23 protein-coding genes, 1 pseudogene and 1 riboswitch are annotated in these 26,854 nt (G+C 41.4%); of the genes and pseudogenes, 12 read left to right on the top strand and 12 right to left on the bottom strand.

Features of this window, described 5'->3' with window-relative positions:
- Positions 1-340: 340 nt before the first annotated feature.
- The 3 genes and pseudogenes from GTQ43_RS12890 to GTQ43_RS12905 form a co-directional block, all read right to left on the bottom strand.
- Complete coding sequence (locus GTQ43_RS12890) at positions 341-1,687, bottom strand: voltage-gated chloride channel family protein (protein ID WP_265273009.1); 1,347 nt, start codon at positions 1,685-1,687, stop codon at positions 341-343.
- 95 nt (positions 1,688-1,782) lie between these two features.
- A riboswitch (Fluoride riboswitch) is annotated at positions 1,783-1,866 on the bottom strand.
- A 27-nt stretch (positions 1,867-1,893) separates the two neighbouring features.
- Positions 1,894-3,106: pseudogene (locus tag GTQ43_RS12895) on the bottom strand (MFS transporter).
- Positions 3,107-3,194: 88 nt separating this feature from the next.
- Positions 3,195-3,443: a hypothetical protein gene (locus tag GTQ43_RS12905; protein WP_265273011.1), complete on the bottom strand. Its 249-nt coding sequence runs from the start codon at positions 3,441-3,443 to the stop codon at positions 3,195-3,197.
- Positions 3,444-3,526: 83 nt separating this feature from the next.
- Between GTQ43_RS12905 and GTQ43_RS12910 the strand changes: the two genes are divergently transcribed.
- The 4 genes from GTQ43_RS12910 (at position 3,527) to GTQ43_RS12925 (ending at position 7,616) form a co-directional block, all read left to right on the top strand.
- Entirely contained in the window at positions 3,527-4,069 is a 543-nt protein-coding gene (locus GTQ43_RS12910) for a Chromate resistance protein ChrB (RefSeq protein WP_265273012.1), read from the top strand.
- Between the two features lie 178 nt (positions 4,070-4,247).
- Positions 4,248-5,117 carry a zinc metalloprotease HtpX gene (locus tag GTQ43_RS12915; RefSeq protein WP_265273013.1) on the top strand — a complete coding sequence of 290 codons (870 nt, stop codon included), beginning with the start codon at positions 4,248-4,250 and terminating at the stop codon, positions 5,115-5,117.
- A gap of 262 nt (positions 5,118-5,379) precedes the next feature.
- Positions 5,380-6,660, top strand: a complete 1,281-nt coding sequence (locus GTQ43_RS12920) for a M16 family metallopeptidase (protein WP_265273014.1) — start codon at positions 5,380-5,382, stop codon at positions 6,658-6,660.
- Between the two features lie 92 nt (positions 6,661-6,752).
- Positions 6,753-7,616: a fructosamine kinase family protein gene (locus GTQ43_RS12925; protein ID WP_265273015.1), complete on the top strand. Its 864-nt coding sequence runs from the start codon at positions 6,753-6,755 to the stop codon at positions 7,614-7,616.
- Positions 7,617-7,734: 118 nt separating this feature from the next.
- Here GTQ43_RS12925 and GTQ43_RS12930 read toward each other — a convergent pair whose 3' ends face one another.
- Positions 7,735-8,055 (bottom strand): TMEM14 family protein, encoded by a 321-nt coding sequence (locus GTQ43_RS12930; RefSeq protein WP_265273016.1) that lies wholly within the window; start codon positions 8,053-8,055, stop codon positions 7,735-7,737.
- Positions 8,056-8,157: 102 nt separating this feature from the next.
- On the opposite strand from GTQ43_RS12930, the gene GTQ43_RS12935 reads away from it, so the two are divergent.
- From GTQ43_RS12935 to GTQ43_RS12950, 4 genes are all read left to right on the top strand, one after another.
- On the top strand, positions 8,158-9,498 hold the full coding sequence (locus GTQ43_RS12935) for an ATP-binding protein (RefSeq protein WP_265273017.1): 1,341 nt from the start codon (positions 8,158-8,160) through the stop codon (positions 9,496-9,498).
- Positions 9,499-9,829: 331 nt separating this feature from the next.
- Complete coding sequence (locus GTQ43_RS12940) at positions 9,830-11,119, top strand: tellurite resistance TerB C-terminal domain-containing protein (protein ID WP_265273018.1); 1,290 nt, start codon at positions 9,830-9,832, stop codon at positions 11,117-11,119.
- 88 nt (positions 11,120-11,207) lie between these two features.
- On the top strand, positions 11,208-12,536 hold the full coding sequence (locus GTQ43_RS12945) for an ATP-binding protein (protein WP_265273019.1): 1,329 nt from the start codon (positions 11,208-11,210) through the stop codon (positions 12,534-12,536).
- Positions 12,537-13,451: 915 nt separating this feature from the next.
- Positions 13,452-13,631 (top strand): hypothetical protein, encoded by a 180-nt coding sequence (locus GTQ43_RS12950; protein ID WP_012410305.1) that lies wholly within the window; start codon positions 13,452-13,454, stop codon positions 13,629-13,631.
- Positions 13,632-13,711: 80 nt separating this feature from the next.
- Here GTQ43_RS12950 and GTQ43_RS12955 read toward each other — a convergent pair whose 3' ends face one another.
- From GTQ43_RS12955 to lgt, 5 genes are all read right to left on the bottom strand, one after another.
- Positions 13,712-14,182, bottom strand: coding sequence for a hypothetical protein (locus GTQ43_RS12955; RefSeq protein ID WP_265273020.1), 471 nt, complete (start codon positions 14,180-14,182; stop codon positions 13,712-13,714).
- Between the two features lie 535 nt (positions 14,183-14,717).
- Entirely contained in the window at positions 14,718-15,809 is a 1,092-nt protein-coding gene (gene rlmN, locus GTQ43_RS12960) for a 23S rRNA (adenine(2503)-C(2))-methyltransferase RlmN (RefSeq protein WP_265273021.1), read from the bottom strand.
- A 78-nt stretch (positions 15,810-15,887) separates the two neighbouring features.
- A complete protein-coding gene (locus GTQ43_RS12965; protein ID WP_265273022.1) occupies positions 15,888-16,241 on the bottom strand; it encodes a phenylpyruvate tautomerase MIF-related protein in 354 nt (117 codons plus the stop codon).
- Positions 16,242-16,325: 84 nt separating this feature from the next.
- Positions 16,326-17,117: a precorrin-4 C(11)-methyltransferase gene (cobM, locus tag GTQ43_RS12970; RefSeq protein WP_265273751.1), complete on the bottom strand. Its 792-nt coding sequence runs from the start codon at positions 17,115-17,117 to the stop codon at positions 16,326-16,328.
- 247 nt (positions 17,118-17,364) lie between these two features.
- Positions 17,365-18,240, bottom strand: coding sequence for a prolipoprotein diacylglyceryl transferase (gene lgt, locus GTQ43_RS12975; protein ID WP_265273023.1), 876 nt, complete (start codon positions 18,238-18,240; stop codon positions 17,365-17,367).
- Positions 18,241-18,503: 263 nt separating this feature from the next.
- Here lgt and coaD point away from each other — a divergent pair, with 263 nt between their 5' ends.
- The 4 genes from coaD (at position 18,504) to GTQ43_RS12995 (ending at position 22,103) form a co-directional block, all read left to right on the top strand.
- Entirely contained in the window at positions 18,504-19,055 is a 552-nt protein-coding gene (coaD, locus tag GTQ43_RS12980) for a pantetheine-phosphate adenylyltransferase (protein WP_265273024.1), read from the top strand.
- Positions 18,965-19,633: a DivIVA domain-containing protein gene (locus GTQ43_RS12985; RefSeq protein WP_265273025.1), complete on the top strand. Its 669-nt coding sequence runs from the start codon at positions 18,965-18,967 to the stop codon at positions 19,631-19,633. The genes coaD and GTQ43_RS12985 overlap by 91 nt, the downstream gene beginning before the upstream one ends.
- 293 nt (positions 19,634-19,926) lie before the next feature.
- Entirely contained in the window at positions 19,927-21,459 is a 1,533-nt protein-coding gene (locus GTQ43_RS12990; RefSeq protein ID WP_265273026.1) for an AAA family ATPase, read from the top strand.
- On the top strand, positions 21,456-22,103 hold the full coding sequence (locus GTQ43_RS12995) for a hypothetical protein (protein WP_265273027.1): 648 nt from the start codon (positions 21,456-21,458) through the stop codon (positions 22,101-22,103). Before GTQ43_RS12990 ends, GTQ43_RS12995 begins: the two co-directional genes overlap by 4 nt.
- Positions 22,104-22,151: 48 nt before the next feature.
- Here GTQ43_RS12995 and GTQ43_RS13000 read toward each other — a convergent pair whose 3' ends face one another.
- The 3 genes from GTQ43_RS13000 to cysS all read right to left on the bottom strand — a co-directional run bounded on the left by GTQ43_RS13000 (position 22,152) and on the right by cysS (position 26,739).
- A complete protein-coding gene (locus GTQ43_RS13000) occupies positions 22,152-23,498 on the bottom strand; it encodes a TldD/PmbA family protein (protein ID WP_265273028.1) in 1,347 nt (448 codons plus the stop codon).
- A 264-nt stretch (positions 23,499-23,762) separates the two neighbouring features.
- Positions 23,763-25,202, bottom strand: a complete 1,440-nt coding sequence (locus GTQ43_RS13005) for a TldD/PmbA family protein (RefSeq protein ID WP_265273029.1) — start codon at positions 25,200-25,202, stop codon at positions 23,763-23,765.
- 13 nt (positions 25,203-25,215) lie between these two features.
- Positions 25,216-26,739: a cysteine--tRNA ligase gene (gene cysS, locus GTQ43_RS13010; protein WP_265273030.1), complete on the bottom strand. Its 1,524-nt coding sequence runs from the start codon at positions 26,737-26,739 to the stop codon at positions 25,216-25,218.
- Between the last annotated feature and the right edge of the window lie 115 nt (positions 26,740-26,854).

Here is a 26,854-nt window from a genome sequence, read left to right on the forward strand (position 1 = left end):
AACCTCTTATCACTTAATAACTTGCGAACAAATTTAAAACCTGATTGATTTATTTCTGCTCCCGCTTCAATCTCTTCCCATAGCATTTCACAAAACTCATCCCAACTGGGCGATTCTTCTGGGAGTGGAGCCTGTTTTATACTACCCTTCTTGTACTTCAGGATTTCAGACACCTTTTGCCCAGCAAATTTATGTACGATTTCCCCCTCTCCTTTTGATTGAGTAGCTACTTTCCTTTATACGATAGCGACGATCGCCCATACATGACTACTCTGATGATGCGATGCCTACGGCGGTAAACTACGCACTTTCCTAATTATCCATAAATTGCATCCAGAAATTATTCTTGAGAATTGTTTTCTCTTTCTTTGCTATTATCGGCTAAATCAATTTTTGGTTGCCCATAATTAGCCAAAGTCACCCCTTCTTCTAAATATACAGCAGAGTATTTACTCAAACCAATACGCTGTGCTGAGTAAATTCCAGAATGACCTGAAAATAGATAGCTCACTACACAGCCAATAGCAATAAATACTCCCGATTCCAAACCAAATAATTCAATTCCCATTAAGGTTGATGCTATCGGTGTATTGGCTGCACCTGCAAACACACCCACAAATCCCATTCCTGCTAACAATGGTGTAGGTAATGCTAAAAGCAACGACAAAGCATTACCTAAAGTTGCACCAATAAAAAACAAAGGTGTTACTTCACCTCCTTTAAAACCTGCTCCTAAAGTTAGAGCAGTCATTCCCAATTTTGCGGCAAAATCCCAAGGAGGTAGTTGAGTGAAAAAAGAATCGACGATAGTAGGGATACCAAGCCCTATGTACTTAGTTGTTCCAGTTAACCCAACAATTACTGCTATCATCGCACCGCCGATTAAAGGACGCATTGGAGGATAAGATATTTTTGTTTTAAATAAGTGATTAATTTGGTGAGTTACTTTAGCAAAGAATCTCGCTACTATTCCAAAAATTGCACCTGCAATAATGGCAGAAATTAGCCCCCAAATTGTCAGCGTCGGTATAGACGGAGCGTGTAGGTATGCGGTATGATGCAAACCTAATAACAAGGTGACTTGATTTCCAACGATCGCAGCAATCAAAGAAGGGAAAAGAGCGTCATAATGAATCTTCCCAATTGCTAAAACTTCTAGACCAAATACAGTCCCAGCTAGGGGAGTACCGAAAACTGAAGCGAATCCTCCACTGATACCCGCCGTTAATAAAATTCGCCGATTGGCTCCTTGAAAATGTAATATTTTAGTTAACTGATCTGCTAAAGAAGCACCCATTTGTAATGCTGTACCTTCACGACCTGCTGAACCTCCAAATAAATGTGTAAGGTTTGTTCCTAGCAAAACAAGAGGAGCCATACGGAAGGGAATAACACTTTTGGGGTTATGGATTTCTTCTAGTAAAAGGTTATTTCCGGCTTCCACAGTGCGACCAAATTGATGATATATCCAACCACTTAAGAAGCCACCAAGGGGCAGCAAGGCAATAATCCAGCGATGGGATTCTCGCCAATCGGTTGCCCATTCTAATGATGCCAAAAGAGCCGCAGAAGCCGTTCCAGCAAGAATGCCAACCACAATGGAAATAGGCAACCACTTAATTAGGTGTGGTAATGCAATAAACGGTTCAAATTGACGAAACTGTTTTATGAATACTCTGGCGAACATCCCATGACTCCTTGCGGGGCGATTTGTAGACTTACACTTTCTACAGGGGAGTCAGGTGATGCATTTAGCCAAGCCCTACTCTCCCGCAGTTAGCGGAGAAAGTAGGAGCCATCAGCCTTTCAATCATGATTTTTAGGACTGAAAAGGCGGTTTTGGCGAGCTCCATCGCCATTGATTTAAGAATACCATTTTTGCTTTTGATGGAATTAATATTTATTTTTTTGAGTGATTAATAATAATACAGCTACCAATGCAAACAAACTCCCAGCGATAAATGTCGCCTCTGATCCCAATGTTTGCCACAACCCACCAGCTAGCAAACTCGCAGGTAAAAGCGCTAATCCTACAGCCAAGTTGAGAAATCCAAAAGCTGTGCCGCGCAGATTCGCAGGTATATTATTTGCCACTAGCGCTAACAGCAATCCTTGACTCATGCCCAAATGCAAACCATAAAGGGCAAACAATCCCCAAGCTTGCCAAGGTGCTTGTACGAAGGCGAAACCCAGATACACTAAAGCGTATAAGAGCAATCCACCTACGAGTAGCCCAAATCGACCCAAGCGATCGGAAAGTATTCCTATTGGGTAGGCACTGAATGAGTAGGCGATGTTCATCACCACTAATGTCAACGGGATGAGTGGGGTTGAAATCCCTATTTGCTCGGCTCGTAGCAACAAAAAGGCATCGCTAGAGTTTCCTAAATTGAATAGCAGCGCCACTGCTACGAGTACCCAATATTTTTGACCCAAACTGCGTAAAGCTTCCCATTGCAGAGGGTTGCTTCGGCTGACTTGAGTTTGTTTTGCTCTTGGTTCGCGCACTCCCACTGTTAATAAAGCCACCGCCAAGAAACCAGGGATGAGTGCTAGCCAAAAAACGAGGCGGAAGTTGTTTTTAGAAGCACTCATTAAGGCAAATGCTGCCAAAGGCCCCAAGAATGCCCCAATAGTATCGAGAGATTGACGCAATCCGTAGGCAGCACCGCGCACCTCTGGATTAGTGGAATCGGCAACTAAGGCATCACGGGGTGCTACCCGGATACCTTTGCCAATGCGAGCCTCCTAACAGAGGAGCTTCGCTAACGCCAAATCTAGCTATTAACACCCCAGTGGAACTGGTAGCTACAGCAAATAGTGGTTTCACAAAGGTAGATAAGCCGTACCCAAACACCGCTAATCCCTTGCGATGTCCCAGATAATCACTCAATACTCCCGAAAAAACTTTCAAAACTGAAGCTGTTGCTTCTGCAATACCTTCGATGATGCCCACAGTCAACACATTCGCCCCTAAAACGGACACCAGAAACAAGGGCAATACAGAATGAATCATCTCAGAGCTAATATCTGTCAGCAGACTGACAAATCCCAATACCCAAACAGTGCGGGGAATTGTCTGGAAAAATTTATTTTTTAGCTGCATATTGTCTGTTTCTGATACATCAATTGCGAGATATGTAAACCCCTACAGCCAAAAAATTGGCTGTAGAGATTTGTGAAATATAGTATTACTACATCAGTTCTATAATTCTGGAGAACCAATAAGTAATTTCTGCATCACTAAAGGTAGTTAATCGGGCAATTTCTCTCGCTAATTGGTAGGCTTTCTCGCCTTGAGGATGTTGAACCAAACCAACATGATTCAGTAAAACAGTTTTTAAATCCCCTGGATATGTAGGTAAGTGACAATTCCCATGAGTTTCCATCCTTTGGATGATGGGACTCCAGTCAATACTGCCGACTTTATAGTTTAGATTCATAACTTTTTATAAATGCAACAGATGTTTCATAAATCTAGATAGTAATAAATTAAATTGAATGCAACACTTGTTACAATACCTCTATGGATAGAGAATCTTGGAATCTATTGGTGTACAAAGTACCTGCACAGCCTTCGACGCAACGGGTATATGTTTGGCGTAAACTCAAGGGTTGGGGCGCACTTTACCTACAGCAGTCGGTGTGCTTGCTACCACAGAGGAAAGACTTGCAGAGCCATTTGGCCGAATTGAAAGCAGATATTACAGCAGGTGGTGGTGAGGCAGATTTATTTACCATTTGGATTGATGAACCTGAGCAAAACGCTATGTTGATAGAGCGTTTTCAACAGCAGGTAAATCAAGAATATCAAGAGTTTTTGGGGCAATGTCGAGATTTGCATAGCGAATTGAGCGAGGAGCGGAAAATAGGTAATCTTACTTTCGCAGAATTGGAAGAGAACGAAGCGGAATTAACTAAACTGCGTTCTTGGTTGCCTAAAATCCGCGATCGCGATTTGTTTGATGCACAAGGATACTCACAAGCCATTGAAGCTTTGAAGGCGTGCGAATTAGATTTTCAGCTATTTAGCGAACAGGTGTATGAAGCAGAAGGTATAAACTCTTAACAATTAAAAATTGAACTTACAGCTATTTACCTGAAAATAGCTGTAAGTGGGAAAACCGTACTTCTGTGATAGGTTTTCTGTACCATATATCTAAGTTTAGATAGATAGAATCAAGACGTGGCTTATATTAATGCTGTTTTCGAGAAAATTTATACAGCATTAGCAGGAGAGCGAAAATATGACAAATCAATTGAAAACGGCTGCAATGCTCGCTGCATTAAGTGGACTTTTGATCGCCATTAGTTATTGGGTAATTGGCGGTACTAGTGGCTTAATTATCGGAGTTGGCTTGGCAGCAGTAACAAACCTATTTTCCTGGTATCAATCAGATAAAATTGCGCTGGCAGTATATCAAGCCCAGCCTGTGAGCGAAAGGGAAGCACCAGGACTTTATCGGATGGTGCAGAGATTAAGCGATCGCGCTAACATTCCCATCCCTAGAGTTTACATTGTTCCAAGTCAAGGTGCTAATGCCTTCGCTACAGGGCGCGACCCAGAACACGCGGCTGTGGCTGTAACTGAAGGGATTTTAAATATATTACCAGAGGATGAACTCGAAGGCGTTATTGCCCACGAACTTACGCACATTATTAATCGCGATACCCTCACACAAGCCGTTGCTGCTACTGTTGCTGGTGCTATCTCATTCCTAGCCCAAATGGTGAGTTACAGTTTATGGTTTGGTGGTAGTTCACGAGATGACAACAGAGGTGGTAATCCAATAGGAGTTTTATTAACAGTAATGCTTGCGCCAATAGCAGCAACAATTATTCAGCTAGCAATTTCGCGCACCCGAGAATTTTCTGCTGATGCAGGTTCGGCTAGATTAACTGGTAATCCTCGTGCATTAGCTAGAGCCTTGCAACGCTTAGAAGCATCAGCAAAGCAGATGCCTTTGAATGCCAATCCAGCTTATGAGCCGTTATTAATTATCAATTCTATCTCTGGACAGTTTTTAGGTAACTTATTCTCTAGTCACCCTGCTACAGAGATGCGAGTTGCAGCATTATTGAAATTAGAGCAACAACTGCCAACAAAAGCTTATTAATTTGTCATTTATTTCAAACCTGTCTTTCTCCGGCTCGGAGAAGGACAGGTTTCGTTTAGGCTGTTGACTCTGTGCCTTTTTAGGAGTTAAAAATCATACAAAATATATGTCACAAAAATAGCATTAACCAAAAAAACCAAATTCCATCAAAACCAACAGCCTAGTTTTTGCGTAGTAAAACCAGGGAGAGGTCTTTTTATATATATAGATTTTCCGTCGCGGATAAGATAAAGAAGTAACGTAGCTTCTCACACAAGTAGCAATGACTTCAACCCTACGGAAATTTACTCGTCTTCATAGCCCAACCCTGCATCAGTTACCTAATGGTTTGACAATCATCGCGGAACAAATGCCTGTTGAAGCTGTAAACCTCAACTTATGGATTAAAGTTGGTTCAGCCGTAGAATCTGATGCAATTAACGGTATGGCTCACTTTTTAGAGCACATGATTTTTAAAGGAACAGAAAGACTGGCTAGCGGCGAGTTTGAACGGCGAATTGAAGAACGGGGTGCTGTCACCAATGCCGCTACTAGCCAAGACTATACTCATTACTATATAACCACTGCCCCCAAAGACTTTGCCCAGCTTGCTCCACTACAAATAGATGTAGTATCAAATGCTAGTATTCCTGATGATGCTTTTGAACGTGAGCGATTAGTAGTTTTAGAAGAAATTAGGCGTTCAGAGGATAATCCCCAACGGCGGACATTTCGCCGGGCAATGGAAACAGCATATACTGAGCTACCTTACCGCCGTGCAGTATTGGGGCCAGAATCGGTAATTTCTCAACTTAAACCCCAGCAGATGCGGGATTTTCATCATAGTTGGTATCAACCCCAGTCAATTACTGCTGTAGCTGTGGGCAACTTGCCTGTGGAAGAATTAATTGCGATCGTTGCGGAAGGATTTACAAAAACACTCAGCACAGACGCGATTCATCGCGTCTCTACTAACTCCCCATTAAATCCTGAGTCACCATTTACAGAAATTGTCCGTCGAGAATTTAGAGATGAAAGTCTCCAGCAAGCAAGGTTAGTGATGGTTTGGCGGGTTCCAGGAATGGCGCAGTTAGATCGCACCTATGGATTGGATGTTTTAGCAGGAGTTTTGGGACATGGAAGGACATCTAGACTGGTAAGGGATTTACGAGAAGAACGGGGATTAGTTTCTTCAATTTCTGTGAGCAATATGAGCAATCAGCTGCAAGGGACATTTTATATTTCAGCTAAATGTGCAGTAGAAAATTTAGCACAAGTAGAGGATGCGATCGCTCAAAATATTCGCAAAGTCCAAACTGAGTTAGTCACAGAGTCAGAAATTGCCCGTGTGCGGCGGCGAGTAGCGAACAGATTTATTTTTGGCAACGAAACACCAAGCGATCGCACTGGATTATATGGTTATTATCATTCCTTGGTAGGAGATTTAGAACCAGCCTTGAATTACCCAGACTATATTCAGAGTCAAGATTCAACTGACTTAATGCAAGCAGCCAAAGAATATCTTTCTCCAGATGCTTATGGTGTAGTTGTCGTTAAACCGTAAATTAGAAATGGGGCATGGGACATTGGGCATTGGGTATTAATCAATAGTTCTTCTTCCCCCGCCCTTCCTGCCCCCTCATCCCCAATTCAATCATGTGGACTCAAATCAATGCTCATATTAGCCAGGTGACTGGCGAAAAATTCCAGAGTCAGCAACGGCGATCGGTTGGTGGCGGATGCATCAACCAAGGTTATGCTGTTTCCAACGGTGCGATCGCCTACTTTGTCAAGCTAAACCAAGCCTCTCAAGTTGCGATGTTTGAGGCTGAGGCATTGGGTTTAAAGGAAATGCTAGCAACAGCTAGTATTCGCATCCCAAAACCTATTTGCTGGGGTGTAGCTGAGAATTCTAGCTACATTGTGCTGGAATGGTTAGAACTTGGTAATGGTGACAGCAATTCGTGGGAAGAGATGGGGCGCAAGTTAGCGGCGATGCATCAAGCTAGCAGTAGTCAAGGTTTTGGTTGGAAAATTAACAATACCATTGGTTCAACGCCCCAAATCAATACTTGGACAGCAGACTGGACAGAATTTTATATTAAACATCGCCTGGGTTATCAATTTCAGTTGGCAAGACGACGAGGAGCAAGTTTCCCGCAGCAAGAAAAATTATTAGTAGCTATCCCTGAACTATTGGCGAATCGCCAGGTGCAACCTTCTTTAGTACATGGCGATTTATGGGGCGGAAATGCCGGGTGTACTACGTCAGGAGAACCCGTGATTTTTGATCCAGCAACTTATTTTGGCGATCGCGAAGTTGATATTGCCATGACAGAATTGTTTGGTGGGTTCCCCGCAGCTTTTTACAAAGGTTATAACGAGGTTTTTCCTTTAGATGCAGACTATGAGCAAAGAAAAACTCTCTATAACCTGTATCACATTTTGAATCACTTCAATTTATTTGGCGGTGGTTATGCTTCTCAGGCGAACCAGATGATTGAGCAGATTTTGCGGTGAACTAAAGGATTTCATTAATTTGTAGTAAATTAAATTTTGCATCGTCTTGCATTGTGAATGCATCACCTTGCATTGTCAATGCATACTTTTAGAGGTGGATATTGCTTAGAGATTGATACTACCTTAAAGCCACCATTTGATTTACCATCACCACCAATGCCACAATACCCAAAATAGTCATTAATCCCGCCGGCATAAACTTGCGTGTTTTAGCCAGTCGAAATGCAAACACTACCACTAAAACACCAGTAACTAAGACTGCCAAAATTGAACCCCAGGTTTGTCCTTGAAGCTGAAAGTAAGCGGCAAGTATTAGCAATAAACCGCTAATACTACCACTTAACAGTGAAACCCTACTTCTAGCTTGAATATAGCCAATAATGCCACCAGCGATCGCTAATATGCCGTAGGCAAAAGCAGCAATTATACTTAAATTCATTGTTAATACATCTGTAGATTTTGACTTTACTGCCAAGGTCAGCAGACAATTTACCATAGCTCAATAGCTAGACCACACAGTTGATTGATGGATAATTAAGCGATGCCAATAGCAAGTACTTCTTCATATACAAAAGTTCAACATCTCCAGCGTCAAGCGGCCTCACTTTTACTGTACCAGTCTGTCCTCCAAGGCGAAGTGGGGATGGCATTTCTAGAACTGTTGCAAGCTATACGTTACACTGATTCTGATGCACGGGGTTGTCTTCAAGCCTACGGCACATACTTTCATGCTTTGGCTGCTAAAAATCAAAACTGGGAAGACTATTTAATTACTCAAATTCTTTTCTCTAAGAATCCTTTTACAAAGCTGGCCCAAGTCCGAGAATTTGGAGAATTCCCCCCAGCTTTAGTAGCAGCAGTTCAGCATGATTTACAAATATTGCAAAGCCTCTATGAATGTAGCAGCGCTTCTTTGAGTGAGTGGATACAAAGTGTAGCTCATATGCCCATTTCGCCAGTAGTGTGGTATAAAGAGCAAGAATTAGTAGGAGTAGAGACAAAGTTTGCTACATATCTACAAGAATTAGATAATTGGGGTGATGCTGTAGAAGAATTAGCGGCTTATTATCGGCAATGTGGCTCTGGTTTATTTGCAGAATATCGCGCTTTGCGTTGGCAAGCTGGGCAGTTTATCGGTATCCGATATCCAGATCCGGTTAAGCTGAGTGCGCTTGTAGGTTATGAGTCTCAAAAAGATGCTTTGCTGAAAAATACAGAGTTTTTATTATCAGGAGAGATGGCACTCCATGTATTACTTTATGGTAGTCGGGGTTCTGGCAAATCTTCTCTAGTGAAATCTTTGTTGAATGAATACAGTAATCGCAGTCTCCGCTTATTGGAAGTGACAAAATCTGATTTAAAAGACTTACCAGAAATTGTGGAACATTTACGAGGAGTGTCACAAAAATTTATCATCTTTGTCGACGATCTTTCCTTTGAAGAAGATGATGATGCCTTTAAATCGCTCAAGGTAGTTTTAGAAGGTAATTTAACCGCGCGGCCGCAAAATGTAGTTGTGTATGCTACTTCCAATCGCCGCCACCTGATTCGGGAATTTTTTGTGGATAGACCTACCCCCAAGGATAACGAGGAAATCCATGCTTGGGATACGATGCAGGAGAAACTTTCGTTTAGCGATCGCTTTGGTTTAACCTTGACCTTTGAACCAGCCGATCAGAAAACTTATTTGAAGATTGTACAACATCTAGTGGCACAAACTGAAATTAATATTACCCAAGAAGATTTGGAATATCAAGCATTACAATGGGCAACTCGTCACAACGGTCGTTCTGGAAGGACAGCACGGCAGTTTGTTGATTTTTTAAAAGCAGATTTAAGACTCTTTAATATAAATAAGGACACATCCAACACTTCTGATTAAAATTAGTACATTCATGATTAGAATTTTTTCTTACTTACAAGAAAATGTTATGCGCCAGTTCTGAGGAGCAATCTATTAATTGCCCCTACAGAAAGTTAAAGCTTTAACTTTCTTTTTGCATAAGTCCTAAAAACTTCTTATTTAACCAAACAGAACAACGGATAAAAAGCATTTTTTATGAAGTATTGTTTTCTGCATATTCTAGTTACGAATTACGTTAGCGAAGCAAGACGTTGACATAGCGTCTCGGAGAGAAGTCCATTACGAATTACGAATTAATATGAGAGTTTCTTATTCTGATAATTTCATCAATACGCTAAAAACCAGCAATATGCAATCAGTAATGATCAGCAATCGATTTATACTAGGGATAGTTGCCTTTAGTGTGAGTTTTGGACTTAGCCTCGTCCCAAACTGGGATTTTAACAAAGCCTTTCTCACAGGTTTAATTACTGCCGTTACTATCTATGCAGCCGCATTATTTGTAGATAAGCGACGGAGAAATTATGAAATGTTTATTTTAGGATCTCTCCGCAAGCGAATTAAAGAAATGGAGGGATTGAAGGCTCGTGTTGTTAGAGAAATTAATCAAATCGAAGAACATCATAATTTATTATATGCTGAATCACAACAATTACAAAATCAAGTAACAGAAAGCCGTAACCAAAGGGATAGTTTGCATCGAGAATTAAGAACAATTGCCGGACAGAAAAAGCAATTAGAAACTGAAATAAATAATCTGCAAATTGAAATCAATAACTTGCAGAAAAATCAAATAGAATTAAACAATGCTTTTTCTGTCCTCACAGCAGAAAAGCGCCGTCTAGAGTCGAATTGTAATGTATCTCGTGCTGAAATCACCCAATTGCAAAGTAAAATTTCGGAACTCCAGCACGATAAACAAGAAGTTGAAAGTAATTTAACTCTTTTGGGTAGACTCAAACCCCAATTAGAAGAAAAACTATATGAGCTAAGAATTGCAATCCAAGAGCTAGAAGTTGAGACAACCCAAAAAAATCAATTGCTCATAGCTACAAAAACCGAAAGAGAAAATATCCAAGCTATCCTCAACTCTTCACAAACCCAACTAGCAGAACACAAAGCAGAATTACAGCAATTGCAAGGACAAATTTCATTATTGCAAGAAGAACGAGATTCATTGCAAAATCAAGTATGGGAATTACTTCAACAAATAGAAACATTTAATCCAGAACCTTTAGTTGATAATTTTCAAGAAGAGGATACTGAGTTGTTTCCTTTTTCTGAGATAATTGAAACTTCAGCAATCATAGATACTTCGCAACTTGAGGTATCAGATAATATATCTGAAGAATGGACTGATTTTCTCGAAAATCTCCCAGGATACGAACTACAAGTATTAAAAGCTATAGTCGAACAAGATAATCCTAATGCTGCTATTAAAAAAATTGCCGAAGCAAATATCACTATGCCGAATCTCTTAATTGATTCTATAAATGAACGGGCAAATGATACTATTGGTGAATTAATAATTAACTCAGCTTCGGAAAGTCCAGAAGTTTATCCTGAGCATATCACTCATGTCAAAAAAATGATTGCAATGCATAAAAGCCTCATGGCTAGACATAGTTCGTCAAATTAAATTATTATTGCTCTCGTCAGATTAGTAGTAAGGTAAATATGTAACTTACTTACTGCTTATGCGTTTAGAATAAAGTGAAGTGTAATACATGGCAAAGCTCAAAATCTCGAAAAAGATATCCACTGCTTTAATTAATTCCCTTGGTGCGGGAGTAGTACCAAGAATGGGAGTTGAATATATAGCAGTAGGTCGAGAACAAGAACTAAAAAGCCTATTACAAAATCTCGATGATATTGGCGAAGGCATAGCAGCATTTCGCTTCATAATTGGTAACTACGGTTCCGGGAAAAGTTTTTTACTGCAACTAATTCGTAACCGTGCTATGGAGCAAGGTTTTGTAGTCGCTGATGCTGATTTATCCCCTGAACGGCGATTAGCTGGAAGCAATAATGAAGGTGTTGCTACCTATCGAGAATTAATGAGCCACCTAGCTACAAAAACTCGTCCTGATGGTGGTGCTTTAGTCTCGATTTTAGAAGGATGGATTAATAAAATTCAACAAGAAGTAGTTAAAGAAACTGAAATGCGTCCTAATGACGATGGTTTTGATGACAAAGTTGAATCAAAAATTAGGGAAGTAGTTCAGTATATCGAAGACTTAGTTCATGGTTTTGATTTTGGTAGCGTGATTATCGCTTATTGGCGTGGCTATAGAATGGATGATGATAATTTAAAAAATGCTGCAATGCGCTGGTTGCGTGGAGAATTTACGACTAAAGTTGAAGCAAAAGCAGCTTTAGGAGTGCGCGTCATTATTGACGATGATAGTTGGTATGATTATATAAAATTGTTTGCTAAATTTGTTGCTGAAATTGGCTATAAAGGACTGTTGATTATATTTGATGAAGCTGTACATTTATATCAAATATCTACTACGGTCACGCGGGAAAAGAATTATAATCGACTCCTGGCAATGTTTAACGATACCATGCAATGTAAAGCTGAACATCTTGGTATTGTTGTTGGTGGAACAACTAAATTTTTAGAAGACCCCAAACGGGGACTTTTTGCAGACCAGGCTTGGCAAAGACGCACAAAAGAAAGTCGTTTTGTTGCACAATCTGGCGTTCAGGAACATTTAGGGCCAGTGATTCGTTTGAACCCGTTAAGTGAAGCAGAAATATTGACACTTCTGCAACGTTTAGCTGAGATTCATGCACTCAATTTTGGGTATGAGCAGACTTTGACAAATCGTGAGTTAAAGGAATTTGTGCAAGAAATTATTAATCGCTTGGGTGCAGAAGCATTACTGACACCAGGGGAAATTGTGCGAGATTTTATGAGTGTCCTGAATATTCTTCACCAAAATCCAGGAATTGCATTTGCTAAATTAATTCATGGTTCTAAATTTAAACCTACTGCTATGGGTAAGGATACAGATGTGGATGAAGATGGCGCAGCAGAATTTAGTTTGTGAGTAATGTGAATCACAGAGAAAGGTACATAAGTGCGTATGCAAAAATGTTTAGCTCCGCGTAGCAAGTCCCCTACGGGGCAATACAGTTCAGTTAAGCTTTTTTCTCTCCCCTTGCTTCCCCTGCCTCCCCTGCTCCCCCTGCCTACCTTAACAGATAAATTTGCTTAACTGAACCGTGTTTCCCTACGGGGTACGCTCTAATCGCAATGACAATGTATATTTAATTTTGCATAACTACATACTATAAGAATCATATTTGATTCTTAAAAAAATATAAGTATCTGTAGGGTGTGTTAGACGGAACGTCGTAACGCGCCATTCCTAGTTAAATAAGAATTGCACGTTATTAAATTTGCCTTTCTAAGTAGTTTAAGTACTCTTGACTCAATGCGAATCATTAGGAGATGGAAGCAGTTTTTGTACAACTTTATCCAGCAGTGTAAATACCGTAAATTTACGGCATCTCATAAGTATGCTAATTTTGATGAAGTTATCTCCCCAGAATTTGACCTGATAAATCTTGCCAGCAAATATTAACTAAATCTTAAGATAGATATTTTGTTACTAAATATACAGTAATTTATTGGTTTTAATTTTTGAATACAAGAACAGCTTTTTTGCATTCGTCTGAAATGACTATAAACAAGGCTCTCTCAAGGCATTCATGATAGGGATCAGTAAATCTCTAAGCAGGATTTAATTAAAAAATAATTTATGTATCTAAAGTAGGAGGGTAAGATCGCTTAAATTCTAGGATAATATACAAAGATATCGAAAATGTTTCAAACCTGAAATTTTGTTTAAAATAATCAGCCAATATTAAGGTCGTTTGTTAGGTTGGGTCAAACCAAAATTATTTCTACTTTAACTGGCAGTTTTCTCAAATAAAAAATAGTTACAACCAGGGGTTTTAAAATGCAGACAGTACAAAAGATTTACTGCCCAAATTGCGGCTGCCAAGCCGAACGCTATTACATTTCTGATAGTCAATTGACTCGGACACAATGCTCTAGTTGTGACTACTTGATGATTAGTTGTACTCGCACTGGGAAAGTGATTGAGGCTTATGCACCAGGGATTTATGCACAGCGCTAGCTAGATATAAAAATTAAAAATTGGAGAATGTCTTCTCTAATTTTTAATTATAAAATTATCTACCACAAATTTTCAGCATTTTAGAGGCTGTTCTTCTGTTGTCTGAGTTGTTGTTGTCGGATCTGTTCTTGTAATCTCTCTTGTTCCTGTTGTCTAATTTCTTGATCTTGTCTAAGTTGTTGATTTTGCAGTATTTTTTGTTGCTGTCGTGTAAATTCTTGCTGCTGTTGCGTTATTTCTTCTTGTTGTAGTCTAAATTGTTGCTGGCGGAGCATTTCTTGCCGTTGTCGTGTAAATTCTTGTTGTTGTATTCTCTGTTGTTGTTGTAGTTGTGGTTCTTGAAGGTTTTGCCTTAGCCATGTTTCCTTCATTTGTTCTTGTGTTTGCTGATTTTGCTCTTCTTGTTGTTGTCTGATTCTTTCTTGAAACGAATCTTGCGTCTGGGGATTAATCCGAATTATTTGTGCAGATACAGGAGAATTAATCGATAGAGCTTTTGCAAGCACAATCAAGAGTAGCCATCCTTTAACCAGCGATAAGCGATTCAACATAAAGTTATTCCTCAATTGTTGTGGTTGGATTTAGCGATCGCTAAATCCTTAAAATTTCACCAAAATTACTCTATACATAGATGCAGAGGCTTGAAATAGTTAACTAAAGCTAATGTTTATTCACCGTTATGAGCTTGTGCGGTGCTTCTGGTGGGATAGAGCAAAATCAAGGTTATATCTAGTGCAGGATCTTGATTTTGCATAAAAATCTGACTTTTTAGATATTCATCATAATTAAATTATACATTCAAATTTTTTACATGGTTTGCCGGATTTCCGTAATCCATCTAAGTAAGTCGATACAAATAAACCTAACTATGTAACAGAATGTAAAATCGACAAGACCTTTGCGTTCGCGAAGTATGTCCCAAGGACTTATGCTTCATTCCACTTCATTCCACCATACATTGAAATTTGCACGCCGACTTACTTGCGCGAGGTAAGTTAATAAAGGATTTCAGACGATTTTACTCCATAGATAAACAGAGATTATTTCTTAGGATATATCTGTGTTTATCTGCGGTTATATATTTGTTTAATTCTTGCTTGCTCTTAATTGTCCGCAAGCAGCATCAGCCTCTAAACCACGAGAATAACGCACACTAACAGCAGTATTTTGCTGCTTAAGGACGTTGACAAATGCTTCAATGCGATCGCGGTTGGGGCGTTTGTAATCTACTTCTTGAATTGGGTTGTAAGGAATCAAATTCACATGGCATTGAAATCCTCGCATACATTTTGAAAGTTCTAATGCGTGTTCTGGTAAATCGTTGACACCAGCCAGGAGAACATATTCAAAGGTAACGCGCCGTCCAGTGATTTCTACATATTCTCGACATTCAGCCAACAAATCTTCTAGAGGATAGGCGCGGGCGCTGGGGATGAGTTTTTCTCGTAGGGCTTGGTTGGGTGCGTGGAGACTGACAGCAAGAGTGATTTGCAAGTTATTTTGCGCAAACTCACGAATGCGATCGCGAATACCAACTGTAGAAACTGTAAGCGATCGCTGTCCGATACCGATATCTTGATTTAGAGATTTCAGGGCTGCTAGGACATTCTCAGTATTCAACAACGGTTCACCTAGTCCCATGAACACCACATTGCTAACCCGTTGCTGAAAATCTTCTTGCACAGTCAACACTTGATCGATAATTTCATGCCGTGCTAAATTGCGCTTGTAACCTCCCTTACCAGTAGCGCAGAAATCACACGCCATTGGGCAACCCACCTGAGTAGAGACGCAAACTGTCAGACGGGCTTTTGGGCCTTCTCCCCTTTCTGCGAAGGTGGGAATACCAACAGTTTCAATAATTTGGCCATCTGTTAATTGTAAAAGATATTTGACAGTGCCATCGGGAGCCACAGAGCGGTAATGTAAAGTTGAGCGCCCAATGGGAACTTCTGCTACTTCCGCACGCCATTGCTTAGAGAAGACAGAAATATCAGCTAGCGATCGCACTCCCTTATCATAGATCCATTCATGCAGTTGCTTTCCTCTGTAAGCAGGTTGTCCTTGTTGCTGCACCCAAGTGCTTAACTCCGCCAGAGAAGCACCGAGAAGGGGAGGCATTAATTCTGATTTTTCTGAGTTGAAGTCAACCTGAGATACAAGAGGCGTAGCAGACATAAAAAATCACGAGTTGATGTAGGATCTCTATCCTACACCTGCCAGATAAAGTTGGTCTTGACCAAAGAAGACGGGGAATTAACCAAAGGTTGTGCCGTTCCAGCCCCACATTGCACCCTTAGCATCTGCAAACTCAATGTAAATACGATTTTTCGGTACACCTAGAGTTTGGTTAATTTGCTGGCAAAAGTCCTGACTCATCGCTGCGGTTTGGTCTGGCTTCATCGCGCCAATGCTCTTAATTTCAATGTAGCAAACCGGGTCTGTATTCCCCGCAAAAGTCATAGGGATTTCTGGCTCAAAAGCAGTCATTACATAGGATTCTGGTTTTCCTAAATGTTTTGCTAACTTGGCTGATAGATTTAAAAGCATTGATTCAATTTCAGCTTTTTGAGGAGCAGATGCAGAAGTTTGCACTTTAATTAATGGCATATTACTGAATTAGAAATTATTCACACTGTTTAAGTTTACCGAACCGCAGACCAGACAAGGGGCAGTTTTCCCAATTCCCACTTTTCAGTGATGAGATGAGCGAAACAGATGATTATGTTCGGGATGATATAAACGCGATCGCCCTTTTGCTGTTGAGAGGGCTGGACTGATTATATAAAGTGTAGTACGAATTAGTTTTTCTTTATCAGTACATTCCGCCATTTCATTCAGGGGGACAACCTTAATTTTTTCATCGGGCCAGCCGATGCGAAAGCAAATTGCAATGGGGGTTTCGGCTGGATAGTGTTCGAGTAGTTTAGCTTGGGCATTTTCGACGTGACGCGCACTGAGATATAGGCAGAGGCTAGCCTGATGTGCTGCAAGAGTAGCTAATTCTTCGGTAGCGGGGACTTCTGTACGTCCACTGATGCGGGTCAAAATTATAGTTTGGACTAAACCTGGGACAGTCAGTTCTACTTTGAGTTTGGCAGCAGCAGCTTGAAAAGCGCTGATACCAGGTATGACTTCAAAAGGAATATTTGCCTCTCTTAGGAGGTGCATTTGCTCGTGGATGGCGCTGTAGAGACTAGGATCGCCAGAATGGAGACGGACGACAGATTTTTGCTGCGATCGCACCCTATCGATCATAATCGGCAAAATCTCTTCTAAAGTCTGATTCGCAGTCCTAATTATCTCCGCATCTTTTCGGCAAAGTTCTAAAATCTGTTCGGGTATTAAAGAATCAGCAAATAAAATCACATCAGCAACAGCCAGTAGTTTCTGCGCCTTCACCGTCAATAAATCAGGATCTCCAGGGCCTGCACCAACAATATACACAGATGGTTCTATGGCATATAGCGTTTTTTTATAACTCAGGTTTTCTGTATATTCACTTTTAAAAGAACCCACGACAATCCCTCAAAAAACTTTTTTGATATTTTCTCAGTATCTTTCCGGATTCACTCTCTTTCGCTGGTAGAGAGTAATGGTAGATGCACCCTGGTTAAGCCCTAGAAAATATTCTGGGGCATTTTTTATTTTTAGGAATTGGGAATTGGGCATTAGTTATTCTTCTCACCCTGCCTCCCCTGCCTCCCCTGCCCCCCCTGCTCCCCCTGCCCCCTCATCCCCTCATCTCCCCATTCCCCTTGGGAGTAGGCACTACATCGGGTAAAGGGCGTTTGAGTAAGTAAAGCCAAGCTAATCCAATTAATCCTAATAAAATTCCTAGACTACTGACTACTTGTGCCATTCGTAATGGCCCCAGCATCAAGCTATCAGTACGGAAACCTTCAATCCACAAGCGTCCTAAGCTATAGGCTGGCCAATAAACTAGAAATAGCGTGCCTACCTTCAAACGCGGCTTACCGGATAAAGACCGGAAAAACAACGTTATTAGTAGCGTAAAAACCATTAAATCCCACAGAGATTCATACAAAAAGGTGGGATGGAAGTAATCGAAACTAGCATATTCTAAAGGACGATGGTCTGGTGGAATATACAACTTCCAGGGTAAAGTCGTAGGATCGCCAAAAGCCTCAGAATTAAAGAAATTACCCCAACGTCCGATCGCTTGCCCTAAAATCAGCGAAGGCGCTACTAAATCTGCCAGTTGCCAAAAAGATACCTGCTTGATTTTGGCAAAGATTAATGCAGCCAAAACGCCACCAAGAATTGCTCCATGAATGGCAATGCCTCCTTCCCAGATAGCAAAGATTTTTCCGGGAGTCGGGGCATATTTTGACCACTCAAAGAAAACGTAATATAGCCGTGCGCCAGGAATTGCCCCAATCAACAACCAAAAGAACAAATCGCCTAGCAACTCAGGATTAACATTACGACGCTTTGCCAACTCCTGAGAGAGGATTACGCCAATTAAGACTGCTGTGGCAATCAATAAGCCATACCAACGGATACTTAGTGGCCCTAATTTCACTAGAATGGGCCCTGGAGAAGTAAATTGAAACGCCAAGAGCAAGGTAGAAAAATCCAGTGCCATGAGAAATTACCTAGAAAAGTTCGTTAACTACCCGCGCACTTTGCTGAGTACGGAGTTTCTTACATCTTGAATACTGGAACTACACTTAAAATCCAGCATCCATATTTAGGAGTCTAATTCCTAACGCCTAGTTGAGCATAATTTGTACCACTAAAACAATTGAGTTTACCATTCTTGCTCAGAGCGCAAGATGGTAGATTTGAGTAAGTTACACAAAAGAGTTTCGATATAATCACCTAAACAACTTTGATATATCTAAAATTGTGATTGCTATTTATCCTGGTAGCTTCGACCCCATCACCTTGGGACACCTTGACCTCATCGGGCGCGGTTGTCGGCTGTTTGAGCGGGTAATTGTCGCTGTACTGCGGAACCCAAACAAAACGCCACTTTTTAGCGTGCAGCAACGGCTAGAGCAGATCCGTCTTTCTACACAACATCTACCTAATGTAGAAGTAGACAGCTTTGATGGTCTTACCGTCAACTATGCCCAAATACAAAAAGCACAAGTTTTGCTTCGGGGTTTACGGGCTGTGTCAGATTTTGAAGTGGAACTGCAAATGGCTCACACTAATAAAACTCTTTCTACCCAAATAGAAACAGTTTTTCTAGCAACCTCAAATGAGTATAGTTTTTTAAGTAGTAGTGTGGTGAGAGAGATTGCAAGGTTTGGCGGCTCTATCGATCATCTCGTTCCCCCACACATTGCCCTAGATATATACCAATGCTACAATCACAACTCTCCAATGTTGAACCCAATTTCAACGGAAGCAACCCCCCCTCTGAAGAATATGTCAGTGGAGAGGGAAGCGTAGATATTCAGCAGGAACTCAACCGCCTAGAGGAAATAGTTCTCTCTAGTCTCAGGATTCCTCTGACGGGACGCACTCTTATAGATGAAGAAAAGCTGTTAGAACAGCTTGATTACATCCGGCTGGCTTTACCATCACTTTTTCAAGAAGCAGCAGCCATCCTTGAGCAAAAGGATGAAATTCTGCTAGAAGCGGAAGAGTATGGACAGCAGGTTGTTGAGGCCGCGCAAGCAAAAAGAGCGCAAATTTTAGCTGAAAGCGATATTATTCAACACGCAGAACAAGAAGCTGAACAACTGCGGCGACAAGTGCAACAAGAGTGTGAGGGAATAATGCAAGAAACCCTCGCGGAGATTGAGCGCAAGCGGTATGCTTGTCAGCAAGAGTTAGAACTTATGCGACAAACTGCGATCGCTCAAGCTCAAGAAATTGAAGATGGTGCCGATCAATATGCTGATGGCATTTTGGGCAATATCGAGCAGGATCTCAAAGATATGTTGCGAATTGTCACCAACGGACGGCAACAATTGCAAATTGATAACCTCACCCAGCGCAATTCACCTCCTGGCAAAAAAAGATAAACTGTAGTCCTAGCATTTACCAGTTTGGGTTGACGGATTTGTAGAAAGATGGTTTGATACATTTTTCTCATCGAGACGCAATGTACACATCCCGTTTTTACAAAAGATGCTTCGCCAGAGGCGCAACAGATGATTGAGCTAGTTGCGAGTGTCAGGATATAACTAGGTTTTATCCAACGAGACTTAAAATTTATTCAGGTTGTACAGTCAAACCAGAAGAAGGAGGTCTACTCTGTTTGTGAGCCACGTCTGCTTGGCACATTTGCAATGTTTTCTGCCAACAGAGGAATATTATGCTAACTAGGTTGAAAGTTTCTGGTTTTAAGAACCTCGTCGATGTTGATGTCCGATTCGGCCCATTCACCTGTGTAGCCGGCGCTAATGGGGTCGGTAAATCCAACTTATTTGATGCTATTAGATTTTTGAGTGCGACTGCGGATATTCAACTAATTGAAGCTGCTTTATCTGTGCGAGATGAAGGAGGTCGAACAGCTGATGTACGTAGTTTGTTTCACCGGGTTGGTGACAAATATGCAGATGAAATGTCCTTTGATGCTGAGATGATTGTACCAGAAGAGGGTGTGGACGATCTAGGGCAAAAGGCAGAAGCTAGTATTACTTTTCTTCGCTACTCTATCATCCTCGCTTATAGATCAGATGATGGCTTGCGGTCTTTAGGTTCCCTAGAAATCATTAAAGAGGAGTTAGTTCACATCAATCTTGGTGATGCCAAGAAAAACTTATTGTTTCCTCACAGTGTTGAATGGCGTAAATCAGCAGTTAAGGGGCGACGAACTTCACCATTTATTTCAACCGAGGACGACAAAGGAAAGACAGTAATTAAGCTACATCAAGACGGGAGAAATGGAAAACCCTTGTCTCGATTAGCCATGAATCTTCCCCGAACCGTGCTGTCTGTGGCTAATGCGGCGGAAAGTCCAACGGTACTGCTGGCGCGAAGAGAAATGCAATCCTGGCGGCTACTTCAGTTAGAACCTTCAGCACTAAGGCAGCCAGACGAATTTACATCGCCCACAAAATTAGACATGGATGGTTCTCACTTAGCTGCAACACTCTATCATTTGGCACGGTTCAACAAAAACCATTCAACAATTGGACTGTCAGATGATGAGGCGGAAGCACAGGTTTACAGCCAAGTTGCGAATCGACTGGCAGAACTGATTGACGATGTGGGTGAAGTAGGAATTGACCGTGATGAACGGCGGGAAATTCTAACGCTAATAGTCACTGGCAAAGACAGCACATCACATCCAGCAAGGGCACTATCAGATGGAACCCTGCGCTTTTTGGCATTAGCAGTTCTAGAATTAGACCCTCAAGCACAAGGTCTTTTGTGTTTAGAAGAACCGGAAAACGGTATTCATCCAGAGCGTATTCCCAAAATACTCAAACTACTTCAAGACATTGCTACCGATGTTGATGAACCTATTGGGATAGATAACCCTCTTCGTCAAGTAATCATCAACACTCACTCACCTTCAGTAGTTATGCAAGTACCTGACGACAGCCTATTAGTTGCTGAATTAAAGGAAACGGTAGATTCAGGGAAGCGATTTAAGCGAGTGTCCTTTGCTTGTCTACCTGACACTTGGCGACAGAAAGACCCAGAAGGCATGAATGATGTACCTAAAAATAAATTACTTGCTTACTTGAATCCGGTAGTACTTGGTGAATCACAGCCTGATAGTAATGGAAAAGTAGGAAATCTTCAGCAATCAAAACCAATACAACCCAAAAAACGTCGAGTTGTGGATAGGACTGACCTTCAGCCACTAATTCCCGGTTTTCCGACTGACTCGGTATGAAAGAACTTTGCTACACTTTGCTGTCAGACGGCAGTTCAGATAAAGCATTAATGCCTATCCTTACCTGGTTATTACGGGCGCATCAGGTTGAGTGTGCTATCCAGTCTAATTGGGCGGATTTGCGACGCTTACCCAAACCACCGAAAAAGTTATTACCACGCATCATCAACAGCTTAGAACTATATCCTTGTGATCTCTTGTTTATCCATCGAGATGCAGAAAGAGAACCACGCGAAAAACGTATAACGGAAATCCTAGAAGTGCTAGAAGAAGCAATTAAAAAATCAGTAGCAGTACCACCTCATGTTTGTGTGATTCCGGTACGTATGCAGGAGGCATGGCTATTATTTGACGAAGTAGCGCTACGAAAAGCGGCAGGAAATCCTCGTGGACATCAACCATTACAGCTGCCAGATATCCGTAAAATTGAACAACTACCCGATCCAAAAGATATTCTCTATGGACTTCTGTGCGAAGCTAGTGAGTTGACAGGTCGGCGGCTAAAGCAATTCTCAGTTAACGAACGTGTACACCGATTAGCTGAACTCATTGATGACTTTTCACCACTAAGAGCTTTGTCTGCTTTTCAATTACTGGAAACTGAAATTCAACAAGTTATAAAAACACAAAGTTGGTGTTCCTAGTAGATATGTAAAATTTTGCATTTCCAAGAGAATATTTGCATAAACTCATTACAAAGTATATGTAAAATCTTCCACCAACATACCGGGAACTAAACTACCTCCAAGTTGGCGACTTTCATAAGTGCCTACTTCGGGGATGAATTCTTGAAAATCGGTCAAATCTACTAGGTTTTCTCCCCAGAAGCGATACAGACTTTCATCAAAACGTAAGTTTTCAATGGGGGCGATAATTTCTCCATTTTCTACCCAAAAGCAAGCATAGCGGGTCATACCTGTGATTCTACCAGTGTGGCGATCGCTCCAATTCAAGTAATGCAAATTTGATAGATACAATCCTGTATCCAATTTCGGAAGAATCTGCTCAAATACTAAATTTCCAGGACTAACTTCTGGCGCACGTAGAGTCTCTGAACCATTAGCACCGTTGGCAATTTTCTGATATTCCTTAGCAGTGCGAGAATTCACCAGAGTGTTTACCAAACGTCCTTTTTCAATTACAGGTAACTCCGGTGCTGCCATTTCTCCCAATTCATTAAATCGCGGTACTAATCCGCGCTGAAAGTTTTCTTTCAAACTAAATGCTGTCGAAAGTTGTTTTTCTTGACGCGATAAAGCCGCTAAAGCGCTATTTCCTTGTTGGATATCAGCTTCGCTTATAGCTCCCCAAGAAAGCATCAGTAATAAATCTGCAACAGCAGCAGGTGCAAAATAAGTTTTATATTGTCCCCGTGGTAATTCTTTAACTGGGCGAGCCAGCAATTCGAGTTGCTTTTTGGCTTCGCTGATTTTGGCTATATAAGCAGATTTATCCCAATCATTCCCTGCAAATGTCCCCTTAACTGCTTGTCCAGAGTTGGAAAATAGAGAATAATCTAAGGTAAAAGAATCATTAGCAAACCAGTGTTTTTGACCATTAGAATCACCATAAGCTTTAATTACTATTCCTCCAGCATATATACCAGTAAAATCTAATTCAGCAACTTGTTCTAATACACTTGGTACTACTGCTTTCTCTGCCAATAAATTCCCCGAATGTCCTTCCCGACTGGTATTAGTTCCTGATGGTAAAACTAGATATGAATCGATGGGTAATAGGATCAGTTCGTCGCGTAGTTCCTGCAAAGCAGGATATGCTAATTGCCAGTCTATCTCCCAATTTCCAGTAAAGGGAAACTGCCGAACACTACTGCGTTGCCCTGCCATCAGAGTTAGTTCGATCCAACCATCAGCAACGCAACCAGTTTGTCGCACTTTCGCATGATTAAAACGAGTGAATTGACTTCTTTCACTACTAAGTCTGACAGTAAATTGTTCATTTTCTGCTTTTTTTATTAGCAGAGTTTCAATCAGTCGATTAAAGCTGAGTTCTAACGCAGATAATTCCTCAATTTTCATGGATATTAAATATTAATAGGGAATAACGAGGAGTGAGGAGTGAGGAGTTAGGAGTGAGGAGTTATATCTTCGAGGTTTTTTTATTCAAAGCTCTTAACTAGCTAGGCGTAAATAAATTAAAGTTTGTAGTAAGGACTTTAGTCCTAATCATCCTGTTTTGAGCGATGAATCGCTCAAAACAAGCTAGGATTCTATTTGATTTTTAATTATGCCTACCTATTTAAGTAGCAACTATTCACTCCTAACTCCTAACTCCTAACTATTTCAACTTCCTCCACCAAAAACTTCGACATTAGCAAATACACAAACAGGGGAACCATGTCCGACCCAAATGGTCTGATTTGGTTCTCCTTTTCCACAATAAGGAGTACCATACATTTGCCAGTTTTCAGCATTTCCTACTTGGATTAAGCTATGCCAAAATTCTGGTGTTGTAGCGCGATAGTTGGGATTACGGAGGGTTTTAGTGAGTTTACCATTTTCAATTAATTTAGCGTATTCGCAACCAAATTGGAATTTGTAGCGGCGATCGTCAATTGACCAAGATCGGTTAGATTCCATGTAAACGCCGTGTTCTATGCCGCCAATAATGTCTTCAAAGGTTGCATTTAGAGGCTCTAAATTCAAGTTGCCCATGCGATCGATCGCAGGTCGATTCCATGAAGAAGCACGGGCACAGGCTACTCCTGGTACACCTGCTCTGGCTTGACTCTCTAGACTGCCTAAACCCCGTTGGAGTACTCCTTCCTTGACCAAATACTCCCGCGTTGCTACAGCACCAGTATCATCAAAACCATAGCTAGCAAATTCACCAGCCACGGTGGGATCAAAGGTAATGTTCATAAGTGGCGAACCGTATACTAGGTTGCCAAAATCACTTTTATTAACGAAGCTGCCTCCAGCATAGTTACGCTCATCTCCCAAAATTCGGTCGATTTCTAGGGGATGCCCGACACTTTCGTGGATTTGCAGCATCATTTGATCTGGAGCTAAAACTAAATTGGTGCGGGTGGTTGGGCATTCTTCTGCTGTCAAGAGTTCTACTGCTTGTTCGCCAATTTGCCGTACCCTATACCATAAGTTTTCTTGTTTTAATAGTTCTAGTCCGCCTTGGTAACAGTTGGCTTGTGAACCATTATTACTACGCTGCTGTACAACCTTTCCATCTTGGGCGGTAGCTCCATAATGAGTGCTTATAGATAGAATTTTTTGATAAACTTCTGAGCCATTGCTACTAACAAACCAAGACTCTCTCTCAATGGTGCTAGCACCAGCTATAGTTTGCACAATCTTGTCGTCAACTTTCAACGTTTGGCAAATACGAACCAGTAAATCGTTAATTTCTCCCGGACTTAAAGCATCTAATGGTTCAATGAATGGAGATTTATACTCACCAACGACTTTAGGACGCTCACTTTCTCGGAAGGTATGTATCCACCATTCACTGGCTGCTAATGCCTGATTATAGGCTGTTTGAGCAGCAGCTTGGAGGGAAGACAGTTCCAAGGAATTGGTTGCTGCATAACCCAGACAGCCATTAACTAAAACTTCCAGCATGGCTCCGATAGTAAAGGATTTGCCATTTACCTGGGGTAAGCCGTCACGGACTGAACGGGTAGTAGAAGTTTCCTTGACGGCTCTAATACCAATCCAATCAGCAGGAATATCGAAACTAGCGATCGCTTTTGTTAGAGTAATCAACATAAGAATTTAAAATTTAATTCCGGTGCCAGCGTGTACCATCACGGCTATCAATTAGCGTAATACCTTCTGCTTGGAGTTCGTCACGAATGCGATCGCTTTCGGCAAAATTCTTACCTTTACGTGCTTTTTCCCTTTGCTGAATTTTCGCCTCAATTTCCGCATCGCTTAAACCATCATTCTTGTCAGTTTTGGCTTCTGTCTCGGTTTCTAAACCCAAAACTCCAGCCAATGTAACAAGAGTTTGCCATTGACGCTGTAACTCATCAGGGGAAGTTTCGGTTTTCCCTTGATGCACAAGAATATTTCCCTCACGGCGCAGTTCTTTGGCTAATTCAAACAGCACTGTTAACCCACCAGGAAAATTAAAGTCGTTATTCACAGTTTCTTGGAAGCGTTCAACATCTGAATTTTGGATTTTAGGTCGCACCAAAGGTGCGCTTTCAGCGCAACTTGGATTTTGGATTTGGGAATTTTCCCCCTCTTCTAGTTCCCAGCCTAGTTTTTTGCCGTATTGGTAGCCGAAGAGTAAACCTTCTTGAATGGTGTGCCAACCGTTGGTTGCTGCGGCGATCGCTTCGTCGGTAAAATCTATGGGTGTCCGATATTGAGCAGTTAGCACGAATAATCGCACCGCCATCGGGTCAACTCCTCGATCCAGCAATTCTCTAATAGTGGTAAAGTTGCCCAAAGATTTGGACATTTTTTCACCATCTACCTTTACCATGCCGTTATGTAACCAGTAACGAGCTAGGGGTTTTCCTGTCACAGCCTCAGATTGGGCAATTTCGTTTTCGTGGTGGGGAAAAATTAAGTCAGCACCACCAGCATGAATATCTATGGTATCACCCAAGCGATCGCGCACCATTGCCGAGCATTCTATATGCCACCCCGGACGACCTGCGCCCCAAGGTGACTGCCAAGCTGGTTCTCCTGGTTTTGCTGCTTTCCACAAGGCAAAATCAAAGGGGTCTTTCTTTTTTTGGTACTCTGGATCGTCTACGTTGACGCGTAGGCGTAGCCCGCCGTAGGCATCGCTTTTCCCGGCTTGCATATCTTCTAACTTGCGTCCCGAAAGCTTGCCATACTCAGCAAACTGCCGCACTGCATAATACACATCGCCGTCAGCAGGGTAAGCAAAACCTTTATTTTCCAACTCATGAATTAACCGTTGAATGCCATTCATCGTGTGAGTAGCACGGGGATATTCATCAGCTTCTTTGATTCCTAATCGCCCCATATCCTCAAAATATGCTTTGATGAAGCGATCGGCTACAGCTTCCATTGAGGAATGTTCAACACGAGCGCGATTGAGAATCTTGTCATCAATATCGGTAAAATTTTGGATATATCGGACTTCATAGCCGATAAACTGGAGGTATCGGCGCACTACATCCCAAACGATGCAAGCTCTAGCATGACCCAAATGGCAGTAATCGTACACCGTCACGCCGCAGTAATACATCTTAACCTTGCCTGGTTCGACTGTTTCAAACGGTTCTTGACGACGGGTGAGGGTATTGTAGAGTGTTAGGGTCATAACAGAGTAATGCTGAAATAAGGAGATACGTATTGACACTCTCCGGTCTAAAAACACGGAGATTCTTGGTTCAACGAGTCCACTTAGATTAAACCCCTTGCGGTATCTAATCCAG

It is taken from the genome of Nostoc sp. KVJ3 (assembly GCF_026127265.1).
In the GTDB taxonomy this organism is placed as follows: Bacteria; Cyanobacteriota; Cyanobacteriia; order Cyanobacteriales; family Nostocaceae; genus Nostoc.

Bases quoted from the DNA above. Each gene is read 5' to 3' on its own strand.
- GTQ43_RS12890 (WP_265273009.1), bottom strand. From the start codon at position 1,687: ATGTTCGCCAGAGTATTCATAAAACAGTTTCGTCAATTTGAACCGTTT.
- GTQ43_RS12995 (WP_265273027.1), top strand. From the start codon at position 21,456: ATGAAAGAACTTTGCTACACTTTGCTGTCAGACGGCAGTTCAGATAAA.
- GTQ43_RS12945 (WP_265273019.1), top strand. From the start codon at position 11,208: ATGGCAAAGCTCAAAATCTCGAAAAAGATATCCACTGCTTTAATTAAT.
- GTQ43_RS12955 (WP_265273020.1), bottom strand. From the start codon at position 14,182: ATGTTGAATCGCTTATCGCTGGTTAAAGGATGGCTACTCTTGATTGTG.
- rlmN (WP_265273021.1), bottom strand. From the start codon at position 15,809: ATGTCTGCTACGCCTCTTGTATCTCAGGTTGACTTCAACTCAGAAAAA.
- GTQ43_RS12985 (WP_265273025.1), top strand. From the start codon at position 18,965: ATGCTACAATCACAACTCTCCAATGTTGAACCCAATTTCAACGGAAGC.
- GTQ43_RS12965 (WP_265273022.1), bottom strand. From the start codon at position 16,241: ATGCCATTAATTAAAGTGCAAACTTCTGCATCTGCTCCTCAAAAAGCT.
- GTQ43_RS12915 (WP_265273013.1), top strand. From the start codon at position 4,248: ATGACAAATCAATTGAAAACGGCTGCAATGCTCGCTGCATTAAGTGGA.
- cysS (WP_265273030.1), bottom strand. From the start codon at position 26,739: ATGACCCTAACACTCTACAATACCCTCACCCGTCGTCAAGAACCGTTT.
- GTQ43_RS12910 (WP_265273012.1), top strand. From the start codon at position 3,527: ATGGATAGAGAATCTTGGAATCTATTGGTGTACAAAGTACCTGCACAG.
- lgt (WP_265273023.1), bottom strand. From the start codon at position 18,240: ATGGCACTGGATTTTTCTACCTTGCTCTTGGCGTTTCAATTTACTTCT.
- GTQ43_RS12925 (WP_265273015.1), top strand. From the start codon at position 6,753: ATGTGGACTCAAATCAATGCTCATATTAGCCAGGTGACTGGCGAAAAA.
- GTQ43_RS12950 (WP_012410305.1), top strand. From the start codon at position 13,452: ATGCAGACAGTACAAAAGATTTACTGCCCAAATTGCGGCTGCCAAGCC.
- GTQ43_RS12935 (WP_265273017.1), top strand. From the start codon at position 8,158: ATGCCAATAGCAAGTACTTCTTCATATACAAAAGTTCAACATCTCCAG.
- GTQ43_RS12920 (WP_265273014.1), top strand. From the start codon at position 5,380: ATGACTTCAACCCTACGGAAATTTACTCGTCTTCATAGCCCAACCCTG.
- GTQ43_RS12940 (WP_265273018.1), top strand. From the start codon at position 9,830: ATGCAATCAGTAATGATCAGCAATCGATTTATACTAGGGATAGTTGCC.
- GTQ43_RS12905 (WP_265273011.1), bottom strand. From the start codon at position 3,443: ATGAATCTAAACTATAAAGTCGGCAGTATTGACTGGAGTCCCATCATC.
- GTQ43_RS12990 (WP_265273026.1), top strand. From the start codon at position 19,927: ATGCTAACTAGGTTGAAAGTTTCTGGTTTTAAGAACCTCGTCGATGTT.
- GTQ43_RS12930 (WP_265273016.1), bottom strand. From the start codon at position 8,055: ATGAATTTAAGTATAATTGCTGCTTTTGCCTACGGCATATTAGCGATC.
- GTQ43_RS13005 (WP_265273029.1), bottom strand. From the start codon at position 25,202: ATGTTGATTACTCTAACAAAAGCGATCGCTAGTTTCGATATTCCTGCT.
- GTQ43_RS13000 (WP_265273028.1), bottom strand. From the start codon at position 23,498: ATGAAAATTGAGGAATTATCTGCGTTAGAACTCAGCTTTAATCGACTG.